The following is an 11,328-nucleotide window of genomic DNA, read 5'->3' as shown; positions in this document are numbered from 1 at the left end:
TGTTGACGATCATGTTCGGCACCATCGCGTCCATCCCGCGGGCGGTGTAGCGGAAGAAGAACCAGATGATCACCGCGGCGATGATCCCCAGCAGGATGCTCGCGGCGCTGATGATCGTGTACCCCAGCACGATCGCGATGATGATCCACATCAGGATCGAGCGCATCTGCTTGCGCTTTCGGGCTTCCTCCTTGTGCGCGTCGATGATCTGCTCGCCTTTCCCCGCGGGGACGGTCCGCACCTTCGGCGCGTTACCGTCGTCGGGGTTGTGGTAGACGAGGACGTCCTGGAGGTCCTCCTTGGGCAGCAGCTGGCTCATCGCCTTCGCCAGCATCGACTTGCCGGTCCCGGGCGAACCGATCATCATCACGTGCCGGCGCTGCTTGGCCGCCTTGATGATGATGTCGCGGGCCTCGTCCTGGCCGATCACCTGATCGACCAGCCGGTCGGGCACCTCGATCTGCTCCGTCGAGTCGATCTGGAGCCCGCCCAGCAGGTTGTCCTCCTCGTCCTCGTCGATCTCGAGTTCTTCGTCGACCTGGACCTCGCTTCCGAGGTCGTCGATCGTCTCCACCGTCTCGATCTCCCCGTCGCCGGGAGCGGCCTCGCCCCCGGCGTCCTCGCCGTCCCCCGCCCCGGGACCGCCGATCTCCGGGGACGCAGATTCCCGCTCTCGTCGGCGCTCCTCGACGACGTCCCAGACGGAGTCGCCGGCGCCCGTCGACGACCCGTCCTCGGGTTCGTCGGCGTCCGAATCCGTGCCGGCGTCGCCCGTCGACGACCCGTCCGCGGGTTCGCCCGCAGACTCGTCGGGACGGGAGCCGCCTTCGGCGGTCTCCTCGCGCGCTCGCGAGTCGGGAGCCTCCGCCGCCGGTTCGCCGTCCGGTTCGTCCGTTCTCGGTTCGTCCACGGCCTGCTCGTCGGCGTCGTCGGCCGGCGACTCCCCGCCGTCGCCGTCGTCGGCGCGATCGGACGCCCCGGAGTCCGCGCGGGCGACCGATTCGTCGGCGTCGTCGGGAGGGCCGTCGACGTTCGTGTCGTTACTCATAACGGGTTGGTTGCTACGCGAATCGAAGGGATTGCGACTGATATACTTTCTCCCTTCGCTACCGGCGTCACCGGGCTCTTCCGGGCCTGAGACCCACGATTTCCGACCTTACGGTTTCGTACGATGGCTCGCCAGCCTTAAGCGGCGGGGCTCCGTCGCCACGGGTATGACGCGGGGGATCTACATCGGTCGGTTCCAGCCGTTTCACGGCGGCCACCGCAGCGTGGTCGAGCGGATCGCCGAGGAGGTCGACGAGCTCGTGCTCGGGATCGGCAGCGCCGACGCCTCCCACACCGCCCGAAACCCGTTCACCGCCGGCGAACGGATCATGATGATCACGAAGAGCCTCGCCGACATCGACGTCGTCACGTACGCCGTTCCGATCGAGGACCTCGAGCGCAACTCCGTGTGGGTCAGCCACGTCGAGAGCATGAGCCCGGACTTCGACGTCGCCTACTCCAACAACCCGCTCGTGATCCAGCTCTTTCGCGAGGCCGGGGTCGAAGTCCGTCAGTCGCCGATGTACAACCGGGGCGTTCTGGAGGGGAGCGAGGTCCGCCAGCGAATGATCGACGACGGCGACTGGGAGTCGCTCGTTCCGGACGCGGTCGCCGATATCGTCCGCGAGATCGGCGGCATCGAACGGATCCAGATGGTCAGCGACACCGACGCCAACGGCGAATAGCGTCCCCCGCCCGACGAGCGGCGAGTCACGACGAACGGCCGGTGGTTGGCCCCACCGACGATCGGTGGTGCGCCGCCACGAACGATCGAGATGCGCCACCACGAACGGCCGGTGGGGCGCCACCACGAACGATCGGTGACTCGAACCGGTCCGGCCGACGACCGGCGCGCACTCTTCCGGCGGCGACCACCGTCCGGACGAATCGACGGTGGGACCTCCCGTCCGGACGAATCGACCGCGGGAACTCCCGTCCCGGCCGCGACCTCGCCCACCGCTCGCGGCCCGCCCCCTAACAACGTTTCCATTTCAGGTGTTTTTATTATAGATTGGAAGAGATCGTGAGCGCATGGCCGAGTACCGGATCATCGATACGAAGGTGGGGCTCCTGGGGGCTACCGCGCTCGTCGTCGGCAACGTCATCGGCGTCAGCGCGTTCGTCCTTCCGGGCCCGCTAGCGGGCGACGCCGGGCCGAGCATCGTCCTCGCCATGGCGCTGGCGACGATCCCGCTCGGGTTCGGCATCCTCCTCTCGCTCCAGCTGGGAAGCGCGATCCCCGTCGCGGGTGGCAGCTACGTGTACGCCTCGCGACTCGTCGGACCGTTCTGGGGGTTCTTGCTGCCGTGGATCGTCATCCCCGGCGTCTGGGCCGGGATGCTCTTCATCGGCGTGGGCTTCGCGGAGTACGTCGGCTTCGTCTCCGCGGCCGTCTCCCCGGTCCCCGACGTGCCCGAGCTCCTGTTGATCTACGCGCTACTCGTCCCGTTCATCCTCCTCAACGTCCTGGGGATTCGGATGGTCGCCGTCGTCCAGTTCGCGATGGTCGCGCTCATCGTCGCCGGGATGCTGGCGTTCATCGTCCCGGGGGCGTTCGCGGTCGATCCGGGCAACTACGAGCCGCTGTTCCCCGAGGGCGTCGGGCCGTTCGTCGTCGCGATCGTCTCGCTTTACTTCCCGCTGCGGGGCTTCCGGCTCGTCGTCGAGCTCGGCGAGGAGATGACGAACCCCGCAGAGAACATCCCGCGCGTGCTCGCGCTGTCGTCGGCGATCGCCCTGTCGCTGCTGCTGGCGCTCGTGGTCGTCCTCGTCGGCACGACGCCCTACGCCGAGCTCGGCGAGATGGACGCCGCCGTCGCGCAGGTCTCGCTCGACAACTTCCCGGCGGCGCTGACCGGACTCGTCCTGGTGGCCGCCGCGATGGGGGCGCTGACCTCCATCAACATGACCTACACCGCGTACTCGCGGATCCTCATGCGCGCGGCTCGCGACCGCGTCATCCCCGCACCCCTCGCGCGGGTCCACGAGCGGTGGGACTCGCCGTACGTGGCCGTGATCGTCCTCGGCGTGCCGCCGCTCGTGATCGCGCCCGTCTCGCCGGGCCCGGTCGTCCTCTCGGTCGCGCTCTCGATGACCATCCTCTTCGGGCTCGCGATCGCCGGCGTCTCGCTGTGGAACCTGCCCGCGACCTACCCCGACCGCTACGAGCACTCGCTGTACCGGCTGCCGCCGTGGCTGCTCAAGACGACCGCCGTCGGCGCGGTCGCGTCGGCGGCGCTGCTGTGGCTCCTCGTCGCGACCCAGCTCCCGGCGATGGTCGCCGTCCTCGGCGGCTGGCTGGCGCTGGGCTACGTCGTCTACCGGTGGCGCGTCCGCCGGTTCGCCGCACGCGGGGTCGACCTCCGTTCGCGTATGGGGCAGCTCCACGACAACGAGTGAGCGTAGGTTGGGCCGGGAGAACGAGCAGGCTCCCGATCCACAACAACGAGCAGGCTCCCGATCCACAACAACGAGCAGGCTCCCGATCCACAACAACGAGCAGGCTCCCGATACCACTAACGGAGCGGGGTCCGAACGAGTAGACGATGCCCGCGCGCGTCGCTCGCAGATCGGCCGCGACCGTTCTGGTCGCCCTCCTCGCCGCCCTCGTCACCGCGCTGGCGGTCTTGGCCGACCGTCGAACGCGGTCGCTCGCCGTCTACGCCCACCGCGGCTTCGCCGGCGTGGCACCCGAAAATACGGTCGCCGCCGTCCGCGCCGCCGCCGAGCGCGCGGACGGGATCGAAGTCGACGTCCGGCGCTGTGGCTCCGGCGAACTCGTCTGCGCCCACGATCCCGACCTCCGACGGATCGCCGGCGCGGACCGTCGGATCGACGAGACCGACTGGGAGACCCTGCGCGACGTCGGCGTCGAAGAGCCGGCCCGAGGAACGACCGGCGCGACCCTCGCGCGCCTGGACGAGGTGCTCGCCGCGCTCCCGGACGGCGTCCCAATCGTCCTGGAGCTGAAAGAGCGCGGCCTCGCGGAAGACGTCCTGACCGCGGTCGATCGTCACGGCGTCGACGCGCAGCTCTCCTCGTTCGATCCGCGCGCGCTGTCCGAGGTCAGGGCGCTCGACGACGCGATCCCGCTGGCGTACACCTTCCGCGACGACGAGCGCGCGCTGGAGATCGCGGAGGAATTCGACTGTGAGACGGTACACCCGCGGGCGGACCGCTGTCTCCGCACGCGAGTGGTCTCCCGGGCGCACGACCGGGACCTCGCGGTGGTCGCGTGGACGGTCGACTCGAGAATCGAAGCGGCGCTCGTCGCCCTCTCGGGAGCCGACGGCGTCTTCGCCGATCGACCGATACGAAGCGACCGGTGATCGGACGGCGCGGGGATAGGCCGGCCTCGCGACGGATAGTGGGGTGCGGGCTCGCGCGATGTTCGGAAACGATCGACCGTCGCGCGTGAACGACGGCCGACGCGTGGCAGGTGGTGGCTCGAACCGCGCCGACCGGCACGGGGGTCATGCCGACGGCGACGGTCCGATGGTCGGGCAGAGGCGGGCAGGTGGTGGGCGGGAGCTCGTGGTGGTGACGGCACCGACGGATCGCCCCTGCCGATCGGTGGTTGCACGGAATCCCGAATAGCTCTACTTCCAAAATATCGTGGTGCGGACGGGCCGACCGCACCGACGCATCGTCCTCCGGGGGCTGACGCCGGGGAACTCTCGAGCACTCGCGCCCGGCGGACCAAACCGACCGGCGCCGTCGCTCCGTGGGTTGCGCCGAAAGGATTGTGCGTGGGTGATGTCCGCGAAGGGAGATCACCTGCATCGGTTCGCTCGACGGCTACGCCGTCTCACGGGCGGGTCGCGCCCGTTCGACGATTTCGTGAAACCGCCAGGTTCCACGCCCGTCTCGCGGTTCGCGGCCGAAGGCCGCGCGTGCGATGCGTGGGACCGGATTTGAACCGGCGGACCCCTACGGGACAGCGCCCTCAACGCTGCGCCGTTGGCCTAGCTTGGCTACCCACGCTCGCGTGCTCTCTGCATGGAATCGTACCCGCGGGTCGATATAAAAGCGTGTTCTTTTGACCCCGCCCCGGTCCGGGGTCACACGGCCGACGCGACCGCCCGGGCGACGGTCCGGAGCGGGCCATTGAAATGTCGGAGGTGCGAATTACTCCCATGGCCAAGTACTCGACCGGATCCTCCTCGGGGGGCGGCGGGACGAGCTGTGAGCTCTGCGGCGCGGAGAGCGACTCGCTGCGCCAGGAGACCGTGGCCGGCGCGGAGCTCGAGGTCTGCCCGAGCTGTGCGAGCCACGGCGACCGCCAGCGGACGAGCGACCGCCGAACCGACGATCGCGGATCCAGGGACGAACCGAGCCGCAAGAAAAAAGCGGCCCAGAACGTCGCGAAGGCGACGCCCATCTGGGACGGCGACTCCGAGCACTGGGAGAAGGAAGGAACGAACTACGACGACGATCCGCTCCCGTACCTGGTGACCGACTACGGCGATCGACTGGAGGAGGCCCGCCAGGAAGCGGGGCTCACTCGCGAGGAACTCGCCGACGAACTCGGCGCGCCGGAGACGGATCTGCTGGCGATCGAGCAGGGGCGGGCCACCCAGGCGGGCGTCGGCGGCGGGTTGATCGACGTCCTCGAAGAGCGCCTGGACGTGGAACTCGCCGAGTGAGGCGACCGGCGCGAGGACGACCGCGGTGGCCCGTGGCAGTCACGCCGCGTCCGAAGCGTACTGGCACGTGCCGGTCGCGCCGCGTCCGAACCGCCTACCGCGTAGCGGACACCACGCGTCCGCACCGCGACGACGATTCCCGCGGCGAACGTGTCCGCGTTCGTGACCGTATCGGCGAGCAGACTTTTGTCGATTGGCGACCGAGCGATGGTGATGAGCGGGCAACGCGCGGCCGCCGAACCGTACGCGACGCGGTTCGAATCCCAGGTGACAGCCGTCGACGGACGGCGCGTCTGGCTCGATTCGAGCCACTTTTTCGCCGAGAGCGGCGGCCAGCCGGCGGATCGCGGTACCGTCGGGGACGTCCCCGTCGCGGACGTCGTCCTGGAGGACGGCGAGCACGTGCACGTCCTCGAGGAGGAACCGTCGTTCTCGGAGGGTCACCGCGTGCTGTGTTCGATCGACTGGTCGTTTCGCATGTACTGCATGCGCGCCCACACGGCGAGTCACGTCTGTTACGGGGCCGCCCGGCGCGTCCTCGGCGAGGTCGGCTACGCCGGCCTCGAGATCGGCGAGGAGATGGTGCGCGTCGAGCTCGAGACGGACGAGGAACTCGACGACGACGCGCTCGTCTCGCTCGACGAGCTGGTCAACCGGGCGGTCTGGGAGTCTCGGCCGGTCTCCTGGGACTCGATGCCGGTCGCCGACGCCCGCGAGGCCGACGAGGTCGTCCTGACCGAACGGACCGAGGGCAGCGCCTTCTCGAAGGGGCGCGTCCGCGTGGTCACCATCGGCGACGTCGACGAGGGCGGCGCGAGCGCGGTCAACGTCTCCAGCCAACCGTGGGACGCCGCCGCCTGCGGCGGGACGCACGTCCGAAACACCCGCGAGATCGGACCCGTCACGGTCCTCGGCCGGACGGAAGCGGATGCGGGCCGCGCGGGCGTCGAGCTCGCCGTCGGGCCGCGGGCGATCGAGCGCCGCGAGACCGAAAAGCGCGTGACGTTCGCGGCGAGCCGCCAGCTCGGCGTGCCGCTCGCCGAAGCGACCGGCAAGCTGTCCACGCTGGAGGCCGAGCGCGAGGCGCTCGCCGACTCCGTCGGCACCCTCCAGCGCGAACTGGTCAAAACTCGCCTCGAGAGCGCTGAACCCTTCGAGCGCGAGGGGCGCACGTGGGTCGGAACCACCGCCGGCGTCGTCGACGCGAACGAGGCGGGCGAAGTCGCCCGGGACCTCGCGGGCGAGCTCGCCGACGTGATCGTCATCGCCGGCGAGGAGGATTCGCCGTTCGCCGTCGTGGCCACCGGCGAGGACGCCGACGCCGAGACGATCCTCCGAGACCTCACCGACGAGTTCGGCGGCGGTGGCGGCGGCTCGGCGCGGCTCGCCTGGGGCGGCGACTTCGACGTCGACCCGGAAGCGGTCCTCTCGGGGCTGGAGTGAAAACGCCGCGGGCTCGGATTTGTGCGGCTGGCGGACGTGGCAAGTGCATGCGGGCAGCCTTCGGCGATGGACGGCCCCGTTTCGATATGGGAATCCTCGACCGCATCGGCGAGGTGCTACGCAGTGACGAAGCGTTCACCGAGTGCCGAGACTGCGGCGAACGGTTCGATACCGTCCCGGACGTCTGTCCGTCGTGTGACGGCACCGACGTGCACGAACGCGGGCCGACGTCCGCGCCGGATCGGCCGTGAGCCGCCGGCAGGACGGGAGCGAGCGGCCCGCGGAACGCGCCTGAGCGACTAGCGGGACGCTACCGGTCTCTTCGCTACGAGGGATGTGTAACGAGATTCTACCGTGCGGACGCCGTGCCGCGGCGACACCGTCGGGCCGACCCGGTGCCGTCGGGCTGACCCGGTGCTGTCGGGCCGCTCCGACGTCCACCGGCTACTCGTCCGCGTCCTCGGCCTCCTCGAGGTCGTCCGACTGCTCGTCCTCCCGGGGCGCGTTCTGCGTGCCGAGGTCGTCGGTTCCGTCGTCGACCTCGTCCGTGTCGCGGCCGATCCGCTCGAGTTCCTCGTCGATCTCCGCCTCTCGCTCGGCCTCGTGCTCGTTCGCGCGGTCGGCGCCTTCGTCGGCCATGCGCGAGCGTTCGGGGTGCGGACGTTTGGCGGACCGGCCGTCAGGTGCAACGTGACCGGTGGCGAGGACGGCGGCGGCCGGCAGAGCCCGGTTACCGACGGTCCCGACGGTCGGAGAGCCGCGACCGAGGGAAAGACAGATAAAAGGGCGCGCACCCCTACTAGTCAACTATGAACGTTCCGTACGACCTGACTTCGTACGTCCGCGTGTTGAAGATGGCGACGACGCCGACGAAAGAGGAGTTCTGGCAGGTCGCGAAGATCGCCGGCGCCGGAATCCTGCTCGTGGGCTTCATCGGATTCGTCATCGCCGTCACGATGGGTCTGCTGACCGGTGGAGCCTGATGGGGATCTTCGCCGTCAAGACCACCGCGAGCCAGGAGCAGACCGTCGCGGACATGATCATCAACCGCGAGGAACGGGAAGTCCACGCCGCGCTCGCGCCGGACTCGCTGACCTCGTACGTGATGGTCGAAGCCGACAACGACGCCGTCCTCGAACGCGTCCTCGAGGACATCCCGCACGCCCGAACCATCGTCCCCGGCGAGTCCGACATCTCGGAGGTCGAGCACTTCCTCTCGCCCAAACCCGACGTCGAGGGGATCGCCGAGGGCGACATCGTCGAACTCATCGCCGGCCCGTTCAAGGGCGAGAAGGCCCAGGTCCAGCGCATCGACGAAGGGAAAGATCAGGTCACCGTCGAACTGTACGAGGCGACGGTTCCGATTCCGGTCACGGTTCGGGGAGACCAGATCCGCGTGCTGGATAGCGACGAACGGTAGTTCGTCGGACCGTGCGAACGGGCGCGTTGCGCCCGTGAGCAGACAGTGACGAGCGCTGACGCGCTCGTCAAGCAGTCAGCGCGGCCCAGCCGCGCTGAATATAGCGACGAACGGTAGTTCGTCGGACCGTGCGAACGGGCGCGCGGTTCGAAGCGAGCACGGCGAGCGAGAACCGCGAAGGGAACGGAGCGCCGCGCTCCGTGGACGGCGCGCGGTTCGAAGAACGAGGTAGTGAGAACCGCAGAATCGCGAACGGTGGGCCTAGCGAACCGTGAGCGGCCCATCGGGCCCGTGAGCAGACAGCGAGGAAAGCCGATACGTCGCCCGACCAGTGCGCGGCGTCACCGCACCAGCTACCGCGTCTCGGTTCTGCAGCGCCGTCACCACCGTTCGTTCCGACCCGGAGCCTCATCCCTCGAGACGCTCGGCCAGCTGCTCTCGATCGACGACCTCGCCGATCTCGTCCAGCAGCTCCTCGCGCTGGCGGACGTCCGCCGAGTTCGCGCCGTAGGCCCGGACGTACTCCGCGCGGCTGTGTTCCGAGAAGGCGTGGTAGATCGCGAGGTAGCCGTCCGGGACGACCGTCCCGCAGACCTTGCACTCGCGGCGCTCGTGGTCGGTCGCCTGGTGGACGATGGCCGACTCGACGTCCTCGTAGACCGCCCCGCAGCCATCGATTCCGCATTCCCAGGGCATTCCGCCCGTCGATTGGGCGGGAGGGCGTAAAGTCCTTTTCGCCGGAATCAGCGCGTCGACCGCACCCGCCACCGGCCGGGAGCCCGATCCGGCGACGATGCCTCCCGGCAGCCCGCGCCCACCCGGTCGCCCGAACACTCCGCCTACCCGCACCCATTCGGCCGTCGACCCCGCCATCCACCCGACCCCGGACCCCGACGTGGCCCCCGACACGGTTTCGGGTGGGGGCCCCACGGTGCCACGATGCCGATCACGAACGCCGCCGCCCGCTCCTCCTACGACGCGCTGGCCGCCGTCCGGGAGACCGTCTCGGGGCAGCTCTGCTCCTGCGTCGAGTACGACCCGGAAGGGTTTCGCTCGCTCTACGTCGCCGACGCGGCGATCGCGATGTACGAGGACAAAGACCAGTTGGCCGAGCACTTCCAGCGGATTTACGCGCACGTCCAATGGATTTCATGCAGATCGAGCTCTTCCGGAACACGCTCTTTCCCGTCGCCGAGCGCGTGGAGTACATCGTCACCCCATGGACTTCCGCAAGATCGTCCGCATCTACGTGGGCGACGACGGGCTCTTCCTCTCGGTCGGGCCCGACGAACCGCTCGAGCCCGACGAACCGCTCGAGCCGCGCGTGGCCGCGGTCAAATCGCTGCTCGACTGACTCCGGAACCGCGCCCGGCCCACGGAATCCGGCCGCGCCCGGTTCGCAACCCGGCCGCACCCGCCCCGTCGATCGACGAAAAGCAACGCCTAACTCGGCTCCGTCGTAACCCCGGTGCGTGCGAGACGAGTACCGGGTCGACCTCCACGTGAAGGTCCTCGACGAGCGCGTGGTCCGGCGAGCGAAGCGGGCGGGGCTGGACGCGATCGTCTACGCGCCCCACTTCACCCCGCTCCCGGAGATCGAAGCGCGGGCGGCGCGCTACGCGGACGACGAACTCGCCGTCCTCCCGGCCAGGGAGGTGTTCACCGGCACCTGGCGCAACCGCCAGCACGTCCTGGCGCTCGGACTCTCCGAACCGGTCCCGGACTTCATCGGGCTGGCGGGCGCGATGGACGAGTTCGACCGCCAGGACGCGGTCGTACTGGCGCCCCACCCCGAGTTCGCCACCGTCAGCCTCGCCGAGTCCGAACTTCGAACCTACCGCGACCGGATTCACGCGATCGAGGTGTTCAACCCCAAACACCTCCCGCCTCACAACCGCCGCGCCCGCGAGCTCGCCGACGAGCTGGCCTACCCGCCGTTTGCCTCCTCCTACGCCCACCTCACCGGCTCGGTGGGCGTCGCCTACACCGCGTTCGATCCCGAGGTCGCCGCGCCCGAGGAGCTGCTGGCGGCCCTCCGGAACCGTGGCCCCAGACGCGTCGTCCACCGGAACGGGTTCCGACGGGTCCGGACGACCGCCGCGGAACTCGGCCACCTCTGCTGGGAGAATAGCTGGGAGAAGGTCGACCGACTCCTGCTCTCCGGAACCGAAGCGACCCACCCGAGCCGCGCGATCTACGACGGCCGGTTCGACGACGTCGCCGTCTACTGAACCGATCGACGGCCGGAAAACGAATGCTGCGGTCGATCGGGACGCGCGGGACGGAGACGGGGCGTCCGAACCGCCGCCGGCGGGACCGCATCGTCCGAGAGACGGCGGCGCTCGAGTACGGAGGCGAGACCGCCGACCCCCGATATTTCGGCGATTATCGCGGCCGGTATCGAGACCGTACGGGACGAAGGCGGTCGTTTCCAGCCGTCAGTACTCGTGATCGAAACGCGCGCGTGAGCTTCCGGACGACCGTGACCGTCACGCCGGCGCTTACGTCACGCTTGGCGACGGGTAGGCGTGGGTGACCGTCTCGGCCGCTGATCGACAGGAACTGATTAGTAAACCATCTGGACGGTCGTGGCTTCGATATGGATCGACGCAAGGTCCTGATCGGCAGTGGCACCGCATTCACGATCGCGCTGGCGGGCTGTATGGGCGGCGACGATGACGACGGCGACGACGGCGAGCCGGAGGAACGAACCGGCGCCGGCGGCGACGACGGAGACGACGATAACGGCGACGACGACGGGTACGACGACGG

General features: G+C 69.3%; 13 protein-coding genes and 1 tRNA gene. 10 read left to right on the top strand and 4 right to left on the bottom strand.

Going from position 1 to position 11,328, the window contains the following annotated elements; genetic code table 11:
- On the bottom strand, positions 1–1,048 hold a 1,048-nt coding region (locus QZT59_RS14255; RefSeq protein WP_290817798.1), incomplete at its 3' end, for an ATP-binding protein.
- Between the two features lie 166 nt (positions 1,049–1,214).
- Here QZT59_RS14255 and QZT59_RS14250 point away from each other — a divergent pair.
- The 3 genes from QZT59_RS14250 to QZT59_RS14240 all read left to right on the top strand — a co-directional run bounded on the left by QZT59_RS14250 (position 1,215) and on the right by QZT59_RS14240 (position 4,376).
- The gene (locus QZT59_RS14250; RefSeq protein ID WP_290817795.1) at positions 1,215–1,733 is read left to right on the top strand and encodes a nicotinamide-nucleotide adenylyltransferase; all 519 of its coding nucleotides are present in this window, start codon (positions 1,215–1,217) and stop codon (positions 1,731–1,733) included.
- Between the two features lie 346 nt (positions 1,734–2,079).
- Positions 2,080–3,447 (top strand): APC family permease, encoded by a 1,368-nt coding sequence (locus QZT59_RS14245; protein WP_290817792.1) that lies wholly within the window; start codon positions 2,080–2,082, stop codon positions 3,445–3,447.
- Positions 3,448–3,593: 146 nt separating this feature from the next.
- Positions 3,594–4,376: a glycerophosphodiester phosphodiesterase gene (locus QZT59_RS14240; RefSeq protein ID WP_290817789.1), complete on the top strand. Its 783-nt coding sequence runs from the start codon at positions 3,594–3,596 to the stop codon at positions 4,374–4,376.
- A gap of 570 nt (positions 4,377–4,946) precedes the next feature.
- On the opposite strand, the gene QZT59_RS14235 is transcribed toward QZT59_RS14240, so the two are convergent.
- Positions 4,947–5,031: transfer RNA gene (locus QZT59_RS14235), tRNA-Leu, on the bottom strand.
- Positions 5,032–5,183: 152 nt separating this feature from the next.
- On the opposite strand from QZT59_RS14235, the gene QZT59_RS14230 reads away from it, so the two are divergent.
- From QZT59_RS14230 to QZT59_RS14220, 3 genes are all read left to right on the top strand, one after another.
- Positions 5,184–5,693 carry a multiprotein-bridging factor 1 family protein gene (locus tag QZT59_RS14230; RefSeq protein WP_290817786.1) on the top strand — a complete coding sequence of 170 codons (510 nt, stop codon included), beginning with the start codon at positions 5,184–5,186 and terminating at the stop codon, positions 5,691–5,693.
- Positions 5,694–5,906: 213 nt separating this feature from the next.
- Positions 5,907–7,136, top strand: a complete 1,230-nt coding sequence (locus tag QZT59_RS14225; protein WP_290817783.1) for an alanine--tRNA ligase-related protein — start codon at positions 5,907–5,909, stop codon at positions 7,134–7,136.
- 86 nt (positions 7,137–7,222) lie between these two features.
- Positions 7,223–7,387 carry a hypothetical protein gene (locus tag QZT59_RS14220; protein ID WP_290817780.1) on the top strand — a complete coding sequence of 55 codons (165 nt, stop codon included), beginning with the start codon at positions 7,223–7,225 and terminating at the stop codon, positions 7,385–7,387.
- A 193-nt stretch (positions 7,388–7,580) separates the two neighbouring features.
- On the opposite strand, the gene QZT59_RS14215 is transcribed toward QZT59_RS14220, so the two are convergent.
- A complete protein-coding gene (locus tag QZT59_RS14215) occupies positions 7,581–7,775 on the bottom strand; it encodes a hypothetical protein (RefSeq protein ID WP_290817777.1) in 195 nt (64 codons plus the stop codon).
- 170 nt (positions 7,776–7,945) lie between these two features.
- Here QZT59_RS14215 and QZT59_RS14210 point away from each other — a divergent pair, with 170 nt between their 5' ends.
- Both QZT59_RS14210 and QZT59_RS14205 read left to right on the top strand, forming a co-directional pair.
- Complete coding sequence (locus QZT59_RS14210; protein ID WP_290817774.1) at positions 7,946–8,119, top strand: protein translocase SEC61 complex subunit gamma; 174 nt, start codon at positions 7,946–7,948, stop codon at positions 8,117–8,119.
- Positions 8,119–8,556 carry a transcription elongation factor Spt5 gene (locus QZT59_RS14205; protein ID WP_290817771.1) on the top strand — a complete coding sequence of 146 codons (438 nt, stop codon included), beginning with the start codon at positions 8,119–8,121 and terminating at the stop codon, positions 8,554–8,556. Before QZT59_RS14210 ends, QZT59_RS14205 begins: the two co-directional genes overlap by 1 nt.
- A 408-nt stretch (positions 8,557–8,964) precedes the next feature.
- On the opposite strand, the gene QZT59_RS14200 is transcribed toward QZT59_RS14205, so the two are convergent.
- Complete coding sequence (locus QZT59_RS14200) at positions 8,965–9,252, bottom strand: hypothetical protein (protein WP_290817768.1); 288 nt, start codon at positions 9,250–9,252, stop codon at positions 8,965–8,967.
- A gap of 523 nt (positions 9,253–9,775) precedes the next feature.
- On the opposite strand from QZT59_RS14200, the gene QZT59_RS14195 reads away from it, so the two are divergent.
- Positions 9,776–9,910, top strand: coding sequence for a hypothetical protein (locus QZT59_RS14195; RefSeq protein ID WP_290817765.1), 135 nt, complete (start codon positions 9,776–9,778; stop codon positions 9,908–9,910).
- 118 nt (positions 9,911–10,028) lie between these two features.
- Positions 10,029–10,787, top strand: coding sequence for a PHP-associated domain-containing protein (locus tag QZT59_RS14190; protein WP_290817762.1), 759 nt, complete (start codon positions 10,029–10,031; stop codon positions 10,785–10,787).
- Positions 10,788–11,328 lie beyond the last annotated feature (541 nt).

It is taken from the genome of Halovivax sp. (assembly GCA_007119345.1).
Classification (GTDB): Archaea; Halobacteriota; Halobacteria; order Halobacteriales; family Natrialbaceae; genus Halovivax.
The sequence above is the reverse complement of the archived record's forward strand: the minus strand, read 5'-3'. Positions and strand labels throughout refer to the sequence as shown.